Annotated in this window: 14 protein-coding genes and 1 pseudogene; 8 read left to right on the top strand and 7 right to left on the bottom strand. The window is 72.4% G+C overall.

What is annotated here, in order from left to right; all coding sequences use genetic code 11:
- Positions 1–7: 7 nt before the first annotated feature.
- Positions 8–862 (bottom strand): SDR family NAD(P)-dependent oxidoreductase, encoded by an 855-nt coding sequence (locus ACYVMZ_RS24425; protein ID WP_461083085.1) that lies wholly within the window; start codon positions 860–862, stop codon positions 8–10.
- A gap of 521 nt (positions 863–1,383) precedes the next feature.
- Between ACYVMZ_RS24425 and hpnR the strand changes: the two genes are divergently transcribed.
- A complete protein-coding gene (hpnR, locus tag ACYVMZ_RS24430) occupies positions 1,384–2,883 on the top strand; it encodes a hopanoid C-3 methylase HpnR (RefSeq protein ID WP_461083087.1) in 1,500 nt (499 codons plus the stop codon).
- A 15-nt stretch (positions 2,884–2,898) separates the two neighbouring features.
- On the top strand, positions 2,899–3,795 hold the full coding sequence (locus tag ACYVMZ_RS24435) for a DMT family transporter (RefSeq protein ID WP_461083089.1): 897 nt from the start codon (positions 2,899–2,901) through the stop codon (positions 3,793–3,795).
- Positions 3,796–3,831: 36 nt separating this feature from the next.
- Here ACYVMZ_RS24435 and ACYVMZ_RS24440 read toward each other — a convergent pair whose 3' ends face one another.
- The gene (locus ACYVMZ_RS24440; RefSeq protein ID WP_461083091.1) at positions 3,832–5,121 is read right to left on the bottom strand and encodes a glycosyltransferase; all 1,290 of its coding nucleotides are present in this window, start codon (positions 5,119–5,121) and stop codon (positions 3,832–3,834) included.
- A 137-nt stretch (positions 5,122–5,258) separates the two neighbouring features.
- Between ACYVMZ_RS24440 and ACYVMZ_RS24445 the strand changes: the two genes are divergently transcribed.
- On the top strand, positions 5,259–5,816 hold the full coding sequence (locus ACYVMZ_RS24445; RefSeq protein WP_461083093.1) for a YceI family protein: 558 nt from the start codon (positions 5,259–5,261) through the stop codon (positions 5,814–5,816).
- Between the two features lie 96 nt (positions 5,817–5,912).
- Here the strand turns inward: ACYVMZ_RS24445 and ACYVMZ_RS24450 are convergent, their stop codons facing one another.
- Entirely contained in the window at positions 5,913–6,503 is a 591-nt protein-coding gene (locus ACYVMZ_RS24450) for a YdeI/OmpD-associated family protein (protein ID WP_461083095.1), read from the bottom strand.
- A 285-nt stretch (positions 6,504–6,788) separates the two neighbouring features.
- On the opposite strand from ACYVMZ_RS24450, the gene ACYVMZ_RS24455 reads away from it, so the two are divergent.
- Genes ACYVMZ_RS24455 through ACYVMZ_RS24465 form a run of 3 tightly spaced genes read left to right on the top strand, consistent with a single transcriptional unit; the run spans position 6,789 to position 11,015 of the window.
- A complete protein-coding gene (locus ACYVMZ_RS24455; protein WP_461083097.1) occupies positions 6,789–9,611 on the top strand; it encodes a YfhO family protein in 2,823 nt (940 codons plus the stop codon).
- 22 nt (positions 9,612–9,633) lie between these two features.
- On the top strand, positions 9,634–10,617 hold the full coding sequence (locus tag ACYVMZ_RS24460; RefSeq protein WP_461083099.1) for a glycosyltransferase family 2 protein: 984 nt from the start codon (positions 9,634–9,636) through the stop codon (positions 10,615–10,617).
- The gene (locus ACYVMZ_RS24465) at positions 10,617–11,015 is read left to right on the top strand and encodes a GtrA family protein (RefSeq protein ID WP_461083101.1); all 399 of its coding nucleotides are present in this window, start codon (positions 10,617–10,619) and stop codon (positions 11,013–11,015) included. The genes ACYVMZ_RS24460 and ACYVMZ_RS24465 overlap by 1 nt, the downstream gene beginning before the upstream one ends.
- Here the strand turns inward: ACYVMZ_RS24465 and ACYVMZ_RS24470 are convergent.
- Positions 10,987–11,556: a TetR/AcrR family transcriptional regulator gene (locus ACYVMZ_RS24470; protein WP_461083295.1), complete on the bottom strand. Its 570-nt coding sequence runs from the start codon at positions 11,554–11,556 to the stop codon at positions 10,987–10,989. The genes ACYVMZ_RS24465 and ACYVMZ_RS24470 overlap by 29 nt on opposite strands.
- A gap of 147 nt (positions 11,557–11,703) precedes the next feature.
- On the opposite strand from ACYVMZ_RS24470, the gene ACYVMZ_RS24475 reads away from it, so the two are divergent.
- Both ACYVMZ_RS24475 and ACYVMZ_RS24480 read left to right on the top strand, forming a co-directional pair.
- The gene (locus ACYVMZ_RS24475) at positions 11,704–12,597 is read left to right on the top strand and encodes a DMT family transporter (RefSeq protein WP_461083102.1); all 894 of its coding nucleotides are present in this window, start codon (positions 11,704–11,706) and stop codon (positions 12,595–12,597) included.
- Positions 12,598–12,821: 224 nt separating this feature from the next.
- Positions 12,822–14,024 carry a Cmx/CmrA family chloramphenicol efflux MFS transporter gene (locus tag ACYVMZ_RS24480; protein ID WP_461083104.1) on the top strand — a complete coding sequence of 401 codons (1,203 nt, stop codon included), beginning with the start codon at positions 12,822–12,824 and terminating at the stop codon, positions 14,022–14,024.
- A 4-nt stretch (positions 14,025–14,028) separates the two neighbouring features.
- On the opposite strand, the gene ACYVMZ_RS24485 is transcribed toward ACYVMZ_RS24480, so the two are convergent.
- From ACYVMZ_RS24485 to cimA, 3 genes and pseudogenes are all read right to left on the bottom strand, one after another.
- Complete coding sequence (locus tag ACYVMZ_RS24485; RefSeq protein WP_461083106.1) at positions 14,029–15,384, bottom strand: hypothetical protein; 1,356 nt, start codon at positions 15,382–15,384, stop codon at positions 14,029–14,031.
- Between the two features lie 109 nt (positions 15,385–15,493).
- A pseudogene (locus ACYVMZ_RS24490) lies at positions 15,494–15,697 on the bottom strand (hypothetical protein); the annotation flags it as partial.
- Between the two features lie 183 nt (positions 15,698–15,880).
- Positions 15,881–17,485, bottom strand: a complete 1,605-nt coding sequence (cimA, locus tag ACYVMZ_RS24495; RefSeq protein WP_461083108.1) for a citramalate synthase — start codon at positions 17,483–17,485, stop codon at positions 15,881–15,883.
- Positions 17,486–17,668 lie beyond the last annotated feature (183 nt).

Below are 17,668 nucleotides of genomic sequence, written 5' to 3' on the forward strand. Positions count from 1 at the left end.
GGCGGTGTCAGCCGAAGCGGTCCAGGAGCCGTCGGTACACCCGGGGTGCGAGGCCGCGCACCCGGCCCGGCAGGGTCAGCCAGCCGGGCACGTACACGTCGTCCCGGTCGTGCCGTACGGCGTCCCAGACCACGCCGGCGACGCGGGCGGCCGACGTGGGGCGTGGGTGGGAGCGCCGGTAGGGCACGCCCCGCCGGGTGAAGAAGGCCGTGTCGACCGGGCCGGGCACGACAAGCGTCACGCCCACTCCCGTTCCGCGCAGTTCCTGCCGGAGTGCCTCTGCGAACGCGATGATCCCGGCCTTGGCGGCGGAGTACACCGCCTCCTCCCGTACGCCCACGCAGCCCGCCACCGAGCCGAGGAGCACCACCCGGCCGTGGCCGGCCGCCAGCATGGACGGCAGGACCTCCTTGACGAGGTGGAGTGTGGCGTTGAGGTCCAGGGCCAGCACGCGGTCGATGTCGGTGTGCGGCATGGTGACGAAGGGCCCCGCCCAGCCGATGCCCGCCCCGGCGACCAGGACGTCGATCCGGCCGGTGGCGCGCAGCGCGGACTCGGCCAGCAGGCGTGGGCCGTCCGGGGCGGCGAGGTCGGCGGGCAGCAGGACGGCCGACGTGCCGGCGGCGGTCTCCTCCAGGCGGCGCCGGTCCCGGCCGCTGAGCAGGAGCTGCCAGCCGTCCTCGGCGAAGCGCCGCGCCGTGGCGGCACCGATGCCGGAGGACGCCCCGGTGACGAGGACCACGCGCCGGTCCGTCCGCCGGGCCGGGCCGTACTCCCGCGCCGGGGAGGGGGCGGCGTCCACGAGACGCCGTGCGGCGCCCGCCGGGGGGTCGTAGGTGGAGCCGGGGCCGGTGTGTGTCACGAGTCGGTCTCCCTGCGCTGTCGGTCCGCCGTGGTCTCTTTTCGGGGTCTCTTTGGGGTCTCTTCGGGGGTCTCTTCGGGGGTGGGATCTCTTTGGGGGTGGGATCCGCGGTGTCGTCCGCCGCGGTGCGGATCCTGCGGGTGCGGGTCTTCGTGGGTGCGGATCGTGAATGCGATGCGGGTCGTGATTGCCGATGCGGGTCGTGAATGCGGATCGTCGGTTGTGTGCGGATCCTCCTCATGCGGATCCTCGTCTTCCAGGACACCGCGCCCCCGCTCCCCCGCGCCAGTCCTGCGGCCGTTCGCCGGAACCGGGCTCACCCGAACCGACGCGCGCCGTTCCCGCGCCGGACTGCGGGGCAGCCGCCGTGCCGGTCCGGTGGCGGACGCGGCAGGACCACTCCTGCGTGCCGCGCGGTGCCGCCAGGCGGCGGTATGGGCGGGCGCGGCCGGGGGTGCCGGGATACGAAGGGATCACCCCTCCGTATCCGGTTCCGTCCGGCTCCCCGTGGCGAGGTGACCATGCGCGTGCTGCTCGTCCACCCCAGCGCCCTGATGTACTCCGAGATCTTCCTGCGGCTCGAGCCGCTGGGCCTCGAGCGGGTCGCCGGTGCCGCCCGCGAGGCCGGTCACGAGGTCCGGGTCGTGGACCTGCAGGTGCTCGGCCGTGACCGGCTGCGGAGCGAGGTGCGGACCTTCCGGCCGGAAGCCCTCGGTGTCTCCCTGAACTACCTGGCGAACATCCCGGAGGCGATCGAGCTGGCCGCGCGGGTGAAGCAGGCGGTGCCGGGCTGCTTCGTGTTCTTCGGCGGGCACAGCGTGTCCTTCGTCGCCGAGGAGGTGCTGGAGCAGGCGCAGGGGGCGGTGGACGCGGTGGTGCGCGGCGAGGGCGAACCCGCGGTCGGGCCCCTGCTGGAAGCGGTCCGCGACGGAGGGGTCGAGGACGTGCCCGGGGTCGTGACGGCCGCCGGGCGGGGCCCCGCGCCGCTGATGCTGCACGGCATCGACAGCCCGCTGCCCGCCCGTGACCTGATGCGCAGCCGACGCCGCTACTTCATCGGCGAGCTGGACCCGTGCGCCTCCATCGAGTTCACCCGCGGGTGTCCGTGGGACTGCTCGTTCTGCTCCGCGTGGACGTTCTACGGCCGCAGCTACCGCAAGGCGTCGCCCGAGGCGGCCGCCGAGGACCTGGCGAACATCCGCGAGCCGAACGTGTTCATCGTCGACGACGTGGCCTTCATCCGGCCGGAGCACGGGGACGCCATCGCCGCTGAGGTGGAGCGCCGCCGCATCCGCAAGCACTACTACCTGGAGACCCGCAGCGACGTCCTGCTGCGCCATCCGGAGGTCTTCGAACGGTGGGCGCGGCTGGGGCTGCGCTACATGTTCCTCGGCATGGAGGCCATCGACGCGGAGGGCCTCGACCTGTACCGCAAGCGGGTCAGTCCCGACGAGAACTTCCAGGCGCTTCAGACGGCCCGCAAGCTCGGCATCGAGGTCGCCATCAATCTCATCGTCGACCCGGCCTGGGACGAGGAACAGTTCCGTGTGGTGCGGGAGTTCGCACTGGCGGTGCCGGAGATCGTGCACTTCACCGTGATGACGCCGTACCCGGGGACGGAGATCTGGCACACCGAGTCGCGGCGCCTGACCACCCGCGACTACCGCCTCTTCGACATCCAGCACGCGGTCGTCCCCACGACCCTTCCGCTGGAGCGCTTCTACGAGGAACTGGTGCGCACCCAGGCCGTCATCAACCGCAAGCACCTGGGTCTGCGCACGGCCTTCGGCGCGGCGCGCGTCCTGGCCCGCAACCTGCTGCGCGGCCAGACGAACTTCGCCCGCATGCTGTGGAAGTTCAACCAGGTCTACAACCCGCGTCGGCAACTCGCCGACCACGCCCGGCCCGTCCGCTACGAACTGCCCCTGCCGCGGCACCTCGACGTCGGCGACCGGCGTCAGCTGTACGTGCACACGCGGGGCGCGACACAGGGCGCGCCGAACCGTCGGACGGCCGACTGACGCGCCGTACCCGGCATGGCGATCGCCGTCCTCGCCTCGCTGGCCGCCGGTGTCTGCTTCGCCGTCGCCGGGCTGTTGCAGCAGTGGGCCGCGAGCACGCGCCCGGACACGGAGGCGCTGTCGCCGCGCCTGCTGCGCCACCTGGTGCGGGACCCGCTGTGGCGGTACGGCATCGGGCTGGCCGTGCTGGCGTACGGGTTCCAGTCGCTGGCCCTCGCGTTCGGCCCGCTGAGCCTCGTACAGCCGCTGATCGTCGCCGAACTGGTCTTCGCCGTCCCGCTGTCGGCGCGGCTGCACCGCATGCGACTGGGCCGCCGCGAGTGGTTCGGCACCCTCGCGGTGGCCGCCGGCCTGGCCCTCGCGCTGGCCTCCGCCCGCCCGCACGGCGGCCGCCCCGAGGCGGTCGGCATGCTGTCCTGGCTCCTGGTCCTGGGCGCGACCGCCGTCCTGGTCTGCTGCACGCTGGCCGCGGCCCGCCATCTGTCCGGACCCTGGCGGGCGTCGACGACGGCCCTGGCGGCCGGGGCGGTCATGGGCACCCAGTCCGTCCTGCTGGCCGCGACGGTGGACCGACTCCGGCACGGGCCGCTCGCGGCGTTCACCGCCTGGCAGACGTACGCCCTGGTCGTCGCGAGCGTGGGCGGCCTGCTGCTCATCCAGAGCGCCTTCCAGCGGGGGCCGCTGGCCGCGAGCATGACGGTGCTCGACGCGATGGAGCCGGTGGTGGCGGTCACCGTGGGCACGGCCGTCTTCGGCGAGGTGATCCACACGGGCTGGCTGGTCACGGGCATCACGGTCACCGGGCTGGTGCTGGTGGTGGCCGGGATCGTGAGCCTGGACTCGTCGCCGGTGATCGGTGCGATGTATGGGCGGAGCAGGGGTGGGGGGCGGTTGGCCGGGGAGGCACGGTGAGCCGGGGGTGGTGGGGCGTCCAGGGTCGCCCCTGTCTCAGGCCGCGCCCGCGCTGTCGCGCCGCCGTGTGGGGGCATGTGCCGTCCATACGGGCAGCAGGTCCTCGGCCAGGACCCGGTCCCAGGAGGGGTGAATGTCCCTGGCAGTCAGCGCCGCCCGCCGCCGGACGGCCTCCCGCAGGCCCGGCCGGTCGAGCAGCGTGCCCAGGGCGTCCGCCCAGGCCCGGGGATCGTCCTGGGGTACGACGACACCGTCGTGGCCGGGCGCGGTGAGCCACCGTGTGGTGCGGGCGCCTTCGGGCAGTACGACCGCGAGGCCGCTCGCCATGGCCTCGGCGACGACGTTGCCGCAGGTCTCCGTGCGGGACGGGAAGGCGAAGAGGTCACAGCCGGCGTACACCTGGGCCAGCCGGTGCTGCGGGAGCTGACCGAGCAGGGTGACGTCCGGGCCGAGGGTCCGGCGTACGGAGGCCGCCTCCGCGCCCGAGCCCGCCATGACGGCGTGCACGGCCCGGCCGCCGTCACGCAGCAGCCGCAGGCTCTCGGTCAGCAGAGGCACGCCTTTGGTGGCGTCCAGCCGTCCGGCGAACAGCACCAGTGGGCGGTCCGCAGGAAGGCCGTACTCCCGGGTGAGCCGGGCGCGGGCGGTGGCGTCGGGGCGGAAGAGGTCGTGGTCGATGCCGCGGCGCAGGAGGCGGACGCGGTGCGGGCCGAGCGTGCGGGCGAGTTCGACGCGGCCCTCCGGGGTCGGCACCAGCACCCGTTCGCAGCTGTCCAGCAGCCGGTCCCGGCGTCGGCGCAGCCAGGTCTCGGCCCGGTCCGCGAGGAACGCGCCCGCCGCCGGGTGGGAGCCGGGCAGCCACCGGTCGGCCAGGTAGCGGGCGTAGACGGAGGCCAGGAGCGGGACGTCGGTGTGGACCGAGCCCACCAGGCGCGGCACGGGAGCGGCGGCCCGGCGGGCTCTGCCGCGGGCGAGGCGGACGGCGGTGGTGGCGTAGGCGAAACCGTGCGTGAGGTGCCAGACGTCGTGGCGGGGCAGCAGTGCGGCGAGGCGTGGGTGGTAGGGGGCGAGGTCGGAGACGTCCTCGGCGCCGTGGGCGGATATGAAGGCGGCCGTGCTGAGGACCGGGCGGAGCATGACGAACCGTACGTGGGGCGCAAGGGTCTCGACGTGTTCCCGTTCCCCGAGGAAGTAGACGGTGAGGTCGAGGGCCGGCGGCCGTCCGGTGAGGCGGGCCGCGCTCTGCGCGAAGCGCTCCCAGCACGTGACATGGCCGCCTGACGTGCCGTTTCGCAGCAGCTCGACCAGGACCGCGACCGAGGACATGATCACCGGGTACCACCCGGGACGGTGATCCAATCGCGACACACCCCCGATAATGTTGAACATTGAACGGAATAGGTCTACGGTAAATCGTGTTGATGTAGTTGAATCTTCAACGTACCCGCTACAGGAGGCACACCATGACCACGAACGCCAACCTGGCCGCACTGACCGGCGACTACACGATCGACCCCGCGCACACCACGATCGGCTTCACCGCCCGCCACGCCATGGTCACCAACGTCAAGGGCAAGTTCCTCGACTTCTCCGGCGCGCTGCACCTCGACGGCACCGACCCGTCCCGGTCCACGGCGTCCATCGACGTCAAGATGGACAGCATCGACACGGGCAACGCCGACCGCGACGGTCACCTCAAGAGCGCCGACTTCTTCAAGACCGACGAGTTCCCGGCGATGACCTTCCGCTCGACCAAGGCGGAGGCCCTCGGCGGCGACGACTACCGCATCACCGGCGACCTCTCGATCCTCGGCGTCACCAAGCCGATCACCATCGACCTCGAGTTCAACGGCGCCGCGAAGGACCCCTTCGGCAACGAGCGGGTCGGTTTCGAGGGCAAGGCGACGATCCTGCGCTCCGAGTGGGGCCTGACCTGGAACGCGGCACTGGAGACGGGCGGCTTCCTGGTGTCCGACAAGATCAAGCTCAACTTCGACATCTCGGCGATCAAGAACGCCTGACGGCGCCGGCCCGCCGACGCCGCACCGTGAGCGCGCCCGTCTTCCACTCCCCCGTACCGGAAGGCGGGCGCTCGGCGTGCCCGCCGCACTGGATGCTCACCGGTCCTCCGGCCCCGCCCGCACCCCCGCCTCCAGCCGTGCGATCGCGGCCTTCACTTGGGCCGCCCGGCGCTCCGGGGTCCGGGCGCGGAGCATCCCCAGCATGACGAGGTACCGGTCCGTCCGGCCGAGCGCGTCGAACCGGGCCCTGGCCCGCGGGTTGCCCTCCAGCGCGGCCGCGAAGTCCTGAGGGACCGCGGCCTCCTTCTGCGACGCGTACGCCGCCTCCCACCGCCCGTCCGCCTTGGCGGCCTCGACCTCGGCGAGGCCCGCCGGCCGCATCCGCCCCGCGGCGGCCAGCTCCGCCACCCGGCGCACGTTGACCATCGACCAGAGGCTGCCCGGCCGGCGCGGGGTGATCCGCTGCAGGTAGGACGAGTCGTCGAGCGCCTTGCGCTGCCCGGTGATCCACCCGTGGCACAGCGCCACGTCATTGACGTCGGCGGCGCTGACGGAGGGGATGCCCGACCCCTTCTTGGCGACCCTGACCCACAGGCCGGGATGCGGGGCGGGGTGCCGGGACAGCCACGCGTCCAGGTCGGCCGCGGTCTCGAAGGCGAGGGGGCCCGTGCCGTCGGAGGTGTTCATGGGGACACCGTAGGGCTGCTTCAGGTCAGATCACGACCTATGTGCCGCGCCGGTTTCCGCACCGGAGGTATTCGGAATTCCCTGTTTCACTTTTCCGTGACGGCACAACCGTCTGGAAGCGCTTCCCGTCTAAGGTTGCGGAATCGACGAAGCAATTCCCCGGGGGCGTTCCACAATGGCTCTTTCACCCTTGTTCACGTTCTGTTCACCAAGCATTTCTCCAGTATTCCCCGGAAATCACAGGGCGCACGGAAACCCGCGGTGCCGCCCGGACAGGAACAGGGTGTGAAACCGATACCTCGTCCCGGGCCGAAGGCCACAGCCGCGCTGCTCGCCGCGTTTCTCACCGTCACGGCGTTCTGCGCCGCCGACGCCATGGCCCGCAGCCACCCCTTCGGCCCGCGCACCCGGAGCGTCAACGACCTGGGCAACCAGTACGTGCCGTTCCACGCGCACCTGTGGGACCTGTTGCACGGCAGGGCCGACGGCGGGCTCCTGGTCAACTGGCAGTCCGGGTTCGGCTCCAGTTTCCTGCCCGACGTCGGTACGTATCTCAGCAGCCCGTTCGCCCTGCTCGTGGCGGTGTTCCCACGGGACGAGATCGACCTCGCGGTGTATGTGATCACCGTGCTGAAGACGGCGTCGGCCGGTGCCGCCATGGCCTGGCTGCTGCTCACCCTGCGCCCGGGCCGCTCGTGGGCGGCGGGACTGCTGGGCGCCGCGTACGCGCTGTGCGGCTGGAGCGTGGCGGACGCCTCGTACAACCCGATGTGGGTCGACGGCCTCGTCGCCCTGCCCCTGCTGTGCCTGGTCGGTGAGTGGGTGACGGGCGGCCGGCGCCGGGTGCTCGGCGTCCTGGTCGTGGCGCTCGTCTGGATCGCCAACTTCTACACGGCGTACATGGCCACGCTCGGCGCCGCTCTGGTGCTGCTGCTCCGGCTGTTCCTCGCCGGCCCGCCGCGCCGGCAGGGGCTCGCGGCGGCGGGCCGTGCCGCGCTGACCGTGGCCCTCGGCGTGGGCCTGGCCGCACCCCTGGTGACGGTGGTGTACTTCGGCACCCGGCACGCCTACCCGGGCCGGGTCCGGCAGTTCGACCCGGTGGCGGCGGAGGATCTGCTGGCCCGGCTGCTGCCGACCACCTACAGCTTCGGTACGCCGGCCATGTACGTGGGCACCACCGCCCTGCTGCTCGCCCTCGCCCTGCCGTTCCACCGGGCGGTTCCGCGCCGGGTGCGCACGGGCTGGACGCTGCTGGTGGCCGGGGTGGCGCTGTCGCTGCAGTGGGGCCCGACCCACCTGGTGTGGCACGCCTTCGCCACCCCGCAGGGCAGTGCCTACCGCCAGACCTTCGTGCTGTGCGGGCTGCTGGTGATCGCCGCGTGGCACTCACTCTCGTACGGCCCGCCCGGCCTGCGCGCCCTGGGCGCGGCGGGCGCGCTGCTCGCGCTGATCACCGCGGTCGCGAGCGGTAGCGAACTGGTGCACCATCCCTTCACCCTGCCGCTTCTGCTGCTTTCCGCCGTGGGCGCGCTGGGCGGGCTGGCCGTGCTCGCCCTGCTCGGCCGCACGGACGACAGGTGTTCTGCCGCCGACGGTCCCGTCGTGGGCCCTTCTCTCGTTGGCCGTTCTCTCGTTGGCCGTTCTCTCGTTGGCCGTTCTGTCGTGGAACGTTCTGTCGTCGGCCGTTCTCTCGTTGGTCGTTCTCTCGTTGGTCGTTCTGTCGTCGGCCGTCCTCTCCGCCGTCCTGCCGTCGGCCGCCGCCGTACCGCGTCGGCCGCCCTGGCCGTGGCGCTGCTGCTCGGCACGCAGCTCGGCGAGGCCGCCGCCACCTCCGCGGCGGCGACCCGGATGCGGCTGACCCGGCTGGACGACTACGCGCCCTGGGGGGAACGACAGGAGCGGCAGGCGGAGGCGGTCGCGCGGGCCGACGGCTGGCCCCGCCACCGCACCGACCCGGGCCGGGAGCAGACCGTCGCCAACGACCCCCTGCTGGTGGGCGGGCAGGGCGCCCAGTACTACAGCAGCCTCACCTCCGACGTGCTCAGCCGGACGCTCACCGCCCTCGGGGGCGGCTGGACCTCGCGGGGCCGGAACGTGCAGAGCCTCGACAACGCCGTCACGGACGTGATCTTCTCCGTCGGTGCGCGGGTGCACTCCCCGCCGGACCCGCACCAGACCTGGAACCCGCGGGGCGGCGGCCCGGTGACCGTGTCCCGGCAGGACGTGCCGCCCCTGGTGACTGTGCGGCCGTCCGCCCCGGACCGCGCACGCGTCTCCGGCTTCGGGGTGTCGCCGTACCGCAATCAGGAACTGCTGCTGGGCTCCCGCGTCTACACCGTGCCCCGCATCACCGTGCGCACCGGCGCCGGGCAGCCCCCGGACCGCGTCGACGGCGCGCCGCCGGGCCTGCGCCTGCGTGCGGTGCCGTCCGGGTCCGCCGCCGGGCGCCCGGCGATCACGGCCCGCTGCCCGGCCGGCAGCGAGGTCTACCTGTGGGCGCCGCACTTCTCGGGCACCGCGCGGCTGGCCGGTGCCGCCTCCCGTGGCCCGACCGGCCGGTTCCGGTCCGACCCCGGGACCAAGATCGCCGCGATGCAGCGGCTCGGCGGGGTCCCGGCCTCCGGCCGCGTGCGCATCGAGCTGTCTCCCGACCGGACGAGCCGCGTCGCGGCGGAGGGCGCGGTCGGCTGTCTGGACACCGCCCGGCTGCGCGCCGCCGCCGGCCGGCTGACGTCCACCGGCGCGACCGAGGTCACCGTCTCCGACGGCACCCTCCGGGCCCAACTCCCGCCCGGCAGCACGGGAACGGCCGTGGTCGCCGCGCCCCGGATCGCCGGGTGGCGCTGTGCCATGGGCGACGGTGCCGCCGTACGCGCCGGGGAGCACTACGGGCTGATCGCCGTACCCCTCGACGGCTCCTCGACCAGCCTGACCTGCACGTTCCACCCGCCCGGTCTGCGCCTGGGCACCGCGGTGGGCGCCGCCTCACTGCTGGCCCTGATCGTGCTCGGCGTCCTCGGCGCCGTCCGCGGGCGGCGCGTCATGCCCCGCCCGGCACCGCCTACGACCACGACTCGACCGCCCGAGCGCACCACCAGCGCTCTGTGACCGCACCCAGGGGGAGAGAACCATGCTCATCTCGATCGCCGTGCCCTGCTACAACGAGGAAGACGTCCTCGAGCGCTTCCACGACCATGTCCGCAAGGTCGCCGAGGACCTGCTGCCGCAGGGCCACGACATGGAGTTCGTGTACGTCGACGACGGCAGCCGCGACCGGACCCTCGCCGTCCTGCAGCGGCTGGCCGACGTCGACCCGCGCGTGCGGTACGTCTCCTTCAGCCGCAACTTCGGCAAGGAGGCGGCGCTGCTGGCCGGCCTGCGCCACGCCTCGGGGGACTGCGTGGTCGTCATGGACGCGGACCTGCAGCATCCGCCGGAACTGGTCACACGCATGGTGGAGCTGCGCGGGCAGGGCTACGACCAGGTCATAGCCCGGCGCACCCGGACCGGCGACCGGATCACCCGCACCCTCACCGCCCGCCTCTACTACAAGATCGTCAACCGGCTCGTCGACGTCGAACTCGTCGACGGCGCCGGCGACTTCCGGCTGCTGTCCCGCCGCGCGGTGGACGCGGTCCTCGGCCTCACCGAGTACAACCGCTTCTCCAAGGGCCTGTTCGCCTGGGTCGGCTTCCCCAGCACCACCTTCGAGTACGAGAACGCCGTACGGGAACACGGCCGCAGTTCCTGGAGCCTGCGCGCCCTGCTCGACTACGGGCTCGACGGACTGCTCTCCTTCAACAACCGGCCGCTGCGGGCCGCCCTCCACCTCGGCCTGGGCCTGCTGCTGTGCGCGGGGCTCTACACGGCGTGGATCGTGGGCGCCGCGCTCGTCAACGGCGTGCAGACCCCCGGCTATGTCACGACCATCACCGTCGTGACCGCGCTCATCGGCGTGCAGATGGTCATGCTCGGAGTCATCGGGGAGTACACCGGCCGCATCTACTACGAGGTGAAAGGGCGCCCGCACTTCCTGGTGAAGGAGACCAACGTGAAACCGGCGGTGGCGGACGAGTGCGCACCGCGCGGCACGACGCAGGACCTCATTCCCTGATGGCCACGGCACAGGCGCGCCCGATACGCGGCCAGGTCCTTTCCTTCGCCCTGATCGGCGTCGTCAACACGATGACGCACTACGCTTTTTACCTGCTGTTCCTTTACCGTCTGCCGTATCTCGCCGCGCACATTCTGGCGGCCGTCCTCAGCATGATCGGGTCCTTTTTCCTGAACGCCAGGTTCACCTACCGGACGCGGCCGACGTGGCGGAAATTCCTGCTCTTTCCGCTGACGAACGCGTCCAATTTCCTGGTCACGACGGCAGGCGTGTACGTGCTCGTCGACGTGCTGGGCTTCGGGGACCGGTACGCCCCGCTGCTCGCCTCCATGGCGGCGATTCCGGTGACCTTCGTCCTGGCCCGCACGATCATGACGCCGAGGGGTGAGCGCGGCTGAGGAGTTCGCCGGCCTGCTCGCGGGCGTGTGCGAGGGGGTCCGGGAAGACGTGCAGGCCGTGGGCGACGAGCGCCCCCTCGTGCAGCAGCATGAGGGTGCGCCCGAGACGGTCGCCGCCGCCCGGCACGAGGTCCTCGGCGAGGCGTGTGAACAGGGCGAGCATCCACGCCTTCTGGCCGGTGATGATCGGGTGGGCCGGGTGGGCGGGGTCGCTGATCTCGGCGTGGGCGTTGACCATGCTGCACCCCTTGGAACTGTGCTCCGCGGCCCACGCGCGTGAGGCGTCGAAGACGGCCAGGATGCGCGCCCGCGGCGCCGGTGGCGCGGCGTCCAGGTACTGGTCGAGGAACTGCCGCCAGCGCTCGTCGCGATCGGCGAGGTACTCCACGACGATCTGCTCCTTGGCGCCGAACCGGTCGTAGAGGGTCTTCTTCGTCACCCCCGCCTCGGCGGCGATGAGATCCACGCCGACGGCGTGGATGCCGCGCTCGTAGAACAGCCGCGCGGCGGCCGCCAGGACGCGGCGTGCTGCGGGCGTCATCGTGACCCGCCGTGGCTTCTCCGCGGGAACCGCGCCGGCCATCGCCTCCATGCCAACCATCGCATCCATACCCAGAAGTATACCGATCTGTATAGTGGGCACCAGACCCAGGTAGACAGACCTGTTTAGTGGGTGTGGTGACCTGACGTGAACGTTCTTCTCTCGATCGCCTTCGTGGTGTGCTGGAGCTCCGGCTTCATCGGCGCCAAGCTCGGCACGGGGAGCGCCTGCGCGCTCACGGTCCTGATGTGGCGGTTCGTGCCGCTGGCCGTGGTCCTGATCGCGGCTGCCGCCGTCACCCGGGCGTCCTGGCGGGGCCTCACGGCGCAGGATGTCGCACGGCAGGCCGTGATCGGCGTGCTGTCGCAGAGCGGCTACCTGCTCAGCGTCTACTACGCGATCCAGCTCGGCGTCTCCAGCGGCACCACGGCCCTGATCGACGGTGTCCAGCCCCTGGTCGCCGGAGCGCTCGCCGGACCACTGCTGCGGCAGTACGTCTCCCGCCGTCAGTGGCTCGGCCTGTGCCTGGGGGTGTGCGGGGTGGCCGTGGCCACCCTGGCCGACGCCGCGGGCACCGGGGTGACCGCGTGGGTCTACGTCATCCCGTTCCTCGGCATGTTCTCGCTGGTGGCGGCGACGTTCCTGGAGAGCCGCTCCGGCTCCCCCGTCGCGCCCGGCGTGTCGCTGACCGTCCACTGCGCCACCAGCGCCGTCCTCTTCACCGCCCTCGCGGTGAGCACCGGAGCCGCGCGACCGCCCGCCGAGATCTCGTTCTGGGCCGCGATCGCCTGGCTGGTCGCCCTGTCCACGTTCGGCGGCTACGGGCTGTACTGGCTCATCCTGCGGCGCTCGGGCGTCACGAAGGTCAACACCCTCATGTTCCTCATGGCGCCCGTCACGGCGGTCTGGGGCGCCCTCATGTTCGGTGAGCCGTTCGGCCCGCAGACGGCCCTCGGCCTGGCGATCGGCCTCGCGGCCGTCGTCATCGTCCACCGCGGCGGCACGCGCGCACCCCGGACTCGCGCCTCCGCCACCACCTGACCCGGCTTGCCCGACGCCATGGTGCGCCGGGAAATTAGGTGGACCCGCCCTACCGGGTCCGCCTAACCTGCACCTCGTGAACAGCCCCGAGGCATCCAGACTCCGGCCACCGGCTCTCCGGTGGCTGCTCGTGATGCCGGGCTGACCAGCCCTCTCGCTCCGCTGCCGGAAAGCCGTCCGACGTGTCGTGTTCGACGTCGACTTCCGGATGCGGAGTTTTCTTCATGCCGTTCGCTCTTTTCCTGCTGGGCCTTGCCGTGTTCGCGCAGGGAACGTCCGAGTTCATGCTGTCCGGGCTGGTGCCGGACATCGCGCGGGATCTGGGGGTGTCCGTACCGGCGGCGGGGGCGCTCACCTCCGCCTTCGCCGCGGGGATGGTGGCAGGTGCGCCGCTCATGGCCGGGCTCGCCCGGCGGTGGTCGCGGCGGGGAGCCCTGCTGGGGTTCCTCACCGTGTTTCTCGTCGTCCATGTCGTGGGGGGCGTCACCGACAGCTTCGGGGTGCTGCTCGCCACGCGGGTCGTCGGGGCACTCGCCAACGCCGGGTTCCTGGCCGTCGCCCTGGTGGCCGCGGTCGGGATGGTCGAGCCGGGGGCCAAGGGACGGGCGACGTCCATGCTGCTGGGCGGAGTGACGCTGGCGTGCGTGGTCGGGGTGCCCGCCGGAGCCGCGCTCGGGCAACTCTGGGGCTGGCGTGCGGCGTTCTGGGCCGTGGCCCTGGTGTCGATGCCCGCCCTGGTGGCGGTGGCCCGGTCCGTGCCGGGCGGCGCGGCCGACGGCGCACCGCCCGCGCTGCGCGGTGAACTCCGGTCGCTGCGCAGCCCCCGGCTGCTCGTCACCCTGCTGCTGGGCGCTCTCGTGAACGGGGCCACCTTCTGCACGTTCACCTATCTCGCGCCGCTCGCCACCGACGTCACGGGGCTGGAGAGCGCGTGGGTCCCCGGCGTGCTCGCGCTGTTCGGCGCCGGATCGTTCGTGGGCGTCGGTGTCGCCGGGCCGTTCGCCGATCGGCGGCCCGTGCCCGTCCTGGCCGGGGGTGGCGCCGGTCTGTGCGCCGGGTGGTGCCTGCTCGCGCTCGGCGCCGGGAACACCGCCGTCGCCCTGGTGCTCGTCTTCGTACAGGGCGCCTTGTCCTTCGGCGTCGGGTCCACGCTGATCTCCCAGGTGCTCTACGCGGCACCCGGCGCTCCCACGCTGGCCGGCGGCTTCGCGACGGCCGCGTTCAACGTGGGGGCCGCGCTGGGCCCTTGGGCCGGGGGTACGGCGATCGGGGCGGGCCTCGGATACCGGTCGCCGGTGTGGGTCAGCGCGGGGCTGGTCGCCCTGGCGTTCGCCGTGGCGGCGGTGGCGGCGGTGGGTTCCCGGCCGGGCCGGAAGGCAGCCGGGCAGGCGCGCCGACGCCGTACCCCGGCGTCATGGTCGGCATGAACCGTCAGAATCCGCCGCCGAAGTCGCCGCCTCCGCCCCAGTCACCGCCGCCGCCGAAGTCCCCACCGCCGAAGCCGCCCGAGAAGTCGTCGGTGTTGAAGTCGGCGCCGGAGACGTCGCCGCCCTCGTAGCCGCCGAAGTCGCCGTAACCGGCGCCGTAGTCGGCCGCGTAGGACGGGGTGGCCATCATGCTGCCGAGCATGGTGCCGATGAGGAGGCCGGGCAGGAGGCCGCCGCCGAAGTACCCGCCGGCCCAGGGGCCGTAGGCCGGGCCCGCCTCCCAGTAGGGGCGGCGGCCGTACTCGGTGTCGACCTCGCGGATCACCGGGTCGCGGCCGTCGGCCAGGCGGGTGGCGTCGGCCGCGCAGACCGGGACCTCGCGCGTGGCGCCGCCCGGCGGGGTCCAGGTGGCGTCGGCGACCGAGGGGCCGTGGCGCGGGTCGAAGAAGCAGGGCGGGCGGCGTTCGGGCAGCGGACGTCCCTCGCGGCGGGCGGCGAGGGCGGCGAGGGCGAAGCGGCCGTCCTCGATGGCCTGGGTGACGGCCTTGACGTCCTCGGGTTTCACCGCTGCCGCCATCAGCGACTTCGCCTGCTCGTAGGCGTCCAGGGCGTGCTCGTAGTCCGCGCGCATCGCGTCGTCGGCGCCGGGCTCGCCGGGGTGGAAGTCGAGGCGGTCCAGTTCCTCGCCGAAGGCGGTGATGTCCTCGTCGACCACCACCCGCAGCTTCTCCAGGGCCGCGCGCTGCTCCTCCTCGTGGCGGCGCCGGTTGCGCCGCGCCACCGCGTACGCTCCCGCGCCGCCGGCTGCCAGCAGCGCGCCGACGGTGATCAGCCCGCCGACCGGCACGTCACCGCGGGAGCCGTCGGTCCAGGAGCTCGGGGCCGAGCCGCCCACGTTGCGCAGCGCGTCGTCGACGAAGTCGTTCAGCTGGGCCTTGGCGTCACCCGCGTCCTGCACGGCCGTGACCAGGTTGGCCACCGCCTGGCGGCTCAGCACGCTGCTGTCGGCGCGTGCGTCGAACTCGTCGCCGAGGCGGACGCCGTACAGGCCGGTGACGCCGGTCTCGGTGCGCAGGTTCCGGAAGAGGTTCTCCGTGGGGTAGTCGGACGGCAGAACCGCCACGAAGACGGGCCTGTCCGCGTCCTTGATCTTGTCGGCGAGCGCGTCGGCGTCGGCCTCCGACAGCACGTCGGTCGCGGCCGGGTCCACGTAGACGGGGCTCTCGCGCAGCGCATCGGCGACTTTCGAGAGGTCGGTGGCCGCGTGCGCCCCCGGCGCACCGACCATCAGCGCCGCCAGTACGGCGGCGACCGGCACGATCAGCAGGCGTACGAGGGTACGCACCAGCGCGGCCTTCATAGGTTCGAAGCTACCTGAATCGGCAAAGAAACGGCATAGGAAGGCATAGGAAGAGACATCGGTCCTGGTGGGGACTTTCCCACCAGGACCGACACAAGGGACGTCCGCCTCAGGCGGCCTCGTACGCCGCCGTCAGTTTCTCCACCGCCTTCCCGCACCCGCCCGGCCGGTCTCGTCCGCGCCCGAGCGCCCTGAGGGTCGCCGCGCCGCCTTCCGGGACCTCGGTCAGGATGGTCCGGACCCAGCCGTACGGGAACTGCGGGTCGTACGAGGCGTCCCCGACGTTGATCGGCACTTGTGCACCACGGCCCGGTGCGCGGCGGACCCGATCCGCGAGGCGCCGGAGGTGTCCGCGCACGGCCTCTCGAACAGGCCGAGCCGGAACGGCGTCCCGCGACCCGTCAAGGCTTCACCCGCGGACCGGTGCATGCCCGACCCGCGTCCGGCTCAGGCACATCGCCCGTTCAACTGTGGACGCGCCCTGCTCGCAGCCCGTTCACTCCGCCGGAGCGACCCCCGCCCGCAGCAGCCCGTACGTGTAGGCGTCCTCCAGCGCCTGCCAGGACGCGGCGATGACGTTCTCGGCCACGCCGACCGTGGACCATTCGCCGGTGCCGTCGGAGGTGGAGATGAGGACCCTGGTCGTGGACTGGGTGCCGTGCACGCCCTCCAGGATGCGGACCTTGTAGTCGACGAGGTCCAGCTTGGCGAGCTGCGGGTAGATCTTCTCCAGGCCCACGCGCAGGGCACGGTCCAGGGCGTTGACCGGGCCGTTGCCCTCGGCGGTGGCGACGATGCGCTCGCCCTTGGCCCAGAGCTTGACGGTGGCCTCGTTGGCGTGGGTGCCGTCGGGGCGGTCCTCGACGATGGCGCGCCAGGACTCGACCTCGAAGTAGCGCAGCGGTTGGCCGTGGACCTCAGCGCGCAGCAGGAGCTCGAAGGAGGCGTCGGCGGCCTCGTAGGTGTAGCCCTTCAGCTCGCGTTCCTTCACGCGCTCCACGACGCGGCCGACCAGCTCCCGGTCGCCACCGAGGTCGATGCCGAGTTCCTTGCCCTTGAGCTCGACGGAGGCACGGCCCGCCATGTCGGAGACCAGCATCCGCATGGTGTTGCCGACCAGCTCGGGGTCGATGTGCTGGTACAGGTCCGGGTCGACCTTGATCGCGGAGGCGTGCAGGCCGGCCTTGTGCGCGAAGGCGGAGACGCCGACGTAGGGCTGGTGCGTGGAGGGGGTGAGGTTGACGACCTCGGCGATGGCGTGCGAGATGCGGGTCATCTCGCGCAGGTGGCCCTCGGGGAGGACCTTCTTGCCGTACTTCAGCTCCAGGGCCGCCACGACGGGGAACAGGTTGGCGTTGCCGACGCGCTCGCCGTAGCCGTTGGCCGTGCACTGCACGTGGGTGGCGCCCGCGTCCACGGCCGCGAGGGTGTTGGCGACCGCGCAGCCGGTGTCGTCCTGGGCGTGGATGCCGAGGCGGGCGCCGGTGTCGGCCAGGACGGTGGAGACCACGGCGTGGACCTGCGCCGGGAGCATGCCGCCGTTGGTGTCGCACAGGATCACCACGTCGGCGCCGGCCTCGGCGGCCGTACGGACCACGGACTTCGCGTACTCCGGGTTGGCGCGGTAACCGTCGAAGAAGTGCTCGCAGTCGACGAAGACGCGGCGGCCCTGGGAGCGCAGGTAGGAGACGGTGTCGCGGACCATCTCCAGGTTCTCGTCGAGGGTGGTGCGCAGGGCCAGTTCCACATGGCGGTCGTGGGACTTGGCGACCAGGGTGATGACCGGGGCGCCCGAGTCCAGCAGTGCCTTGACCTGCGGGTCCTCCGCCGCCTTCGCCCCCGCCCGGCGCGTGGCGCCGAAGGCCACCAGCTGGGCGTGCCGGAACTCGATCTCCTTCTGGGCCCGGGCGAAGAACTCGGTGTCCCGGGGGTTGGCGCCCGGCCAGCCGCCCTCGATGAAGCCCACACCGAAGTCGTCCAGGTGCCGCGCGATGGCCAGCTTGTCGGCGACGGTGAGGTTGATGCCCTCCCGCTGGGCGCCGTCGCGCAGGGTCGTGTCGAAGACGTGGAACGAGTCGTCGAGCTCGCTGGTTTCCGTCATGGTCGTGAAGGCTCCTGTGTTGGATCTCGGTCTACCGGAATGACCGGCTCCACCGTCCACTCATGGTCCCTCGCGCTCTCGCCTCCGGCTGTGGGTGGGCCAGAAATACGAAAAACCTCTCGCGGGTGCGAGAGGTCTGCGCGCGGGTCGAGGACGACGGTGTCCGCCCGTACCTGGTCGTAC

The sequence above is a fragment of the Streptomyces deserti genome (genome assembly GCF_054782695.1).

Excerpts from the sequence above, each read along its gene's own strand:
- hpnR (WP_461083087.1), top strand. The coding sequence starts at position 1,384 with ATGCGCGTGCTGCTCGTCCACCCCAGCGCCCTGATGTACTCCGAGATC.
- ACYVMZ_RS24435 (WP_461083089.1), top strand. The coding sequence starts at position 2,899 with ATGGCGATCGCCGTCCTCGCCTCGCTGGCCGCCGGTGTCTGCTTCGCC.
- ACYVMZ_RS24440 (WP_461083091.1), bottom strand. The coding sequence starts at position 5,121 with ATGTCCTCGGTCGCGGTCCTGGTCGAGCTGCTGCGAAACGGCACGTCA.
- ACYVMZ_RS24445 (WP_461083093.1), top strand. The coding sequence starts at position 5,259 with ATGACCACGAACGCCAACCTGGCCGCACTGACCGGCGACTACACGATC.
- ACYVMZ_RS24450 (WP_461083095.1), bottom strand. The coding sequence starts at position 6,503 with ATGAACACCTCCGACGGCACGGGCCCCCTCGCCTTCGAGACCGCGGCC.
- ACYVMZ_RS24460 (WP_461083099.1), top strand. The coding sequence starts at position 9,634 with ATGCTCATCTCGATCGCCGTGCCCTGCTACAACGAGGAAGACGTCCTC.
- ACYVMZ_RS24465 (WP_461083101.1), top strand. The coding sequence starts at position 10,617 with ATGGCCACGGCACAGGCGCGCCCGATACGCGGCCAGGTCCTTTCCTTC.
- ACYVMZ_RS24470 (WP_461083295.1), bottom strand. The coding sequence starts at position 11,556 with ATGACGCCCGCAGCACGCCGCGTCCTGGCGGCCGCCGCGCGGCTGTTC.
- ACYVMZ_RS24480 (WP_461083104.1), top strand. The coding sequence starts at position 12,822 with ATGCCGTTCGCTCTTTTCCTGCTGGGCCTTGCCGTGTTCGCGCAGGGA.
- ACYVMZ_RS24485 (WP_461083106.1), bottom strand. The coding sequence starts at position 15,384 with ATGAAGGCCGCGCTGGTGCGTACCCTCGTACGCCTGCTGATCGTGCCG.
- cimA (WP_461083108.1), bottom strand. The coding sequence starts at position 17,485 with ATGACGGAAACCAGCGAGCTCGACGACTCGTTCCACGTCTTCGACACG.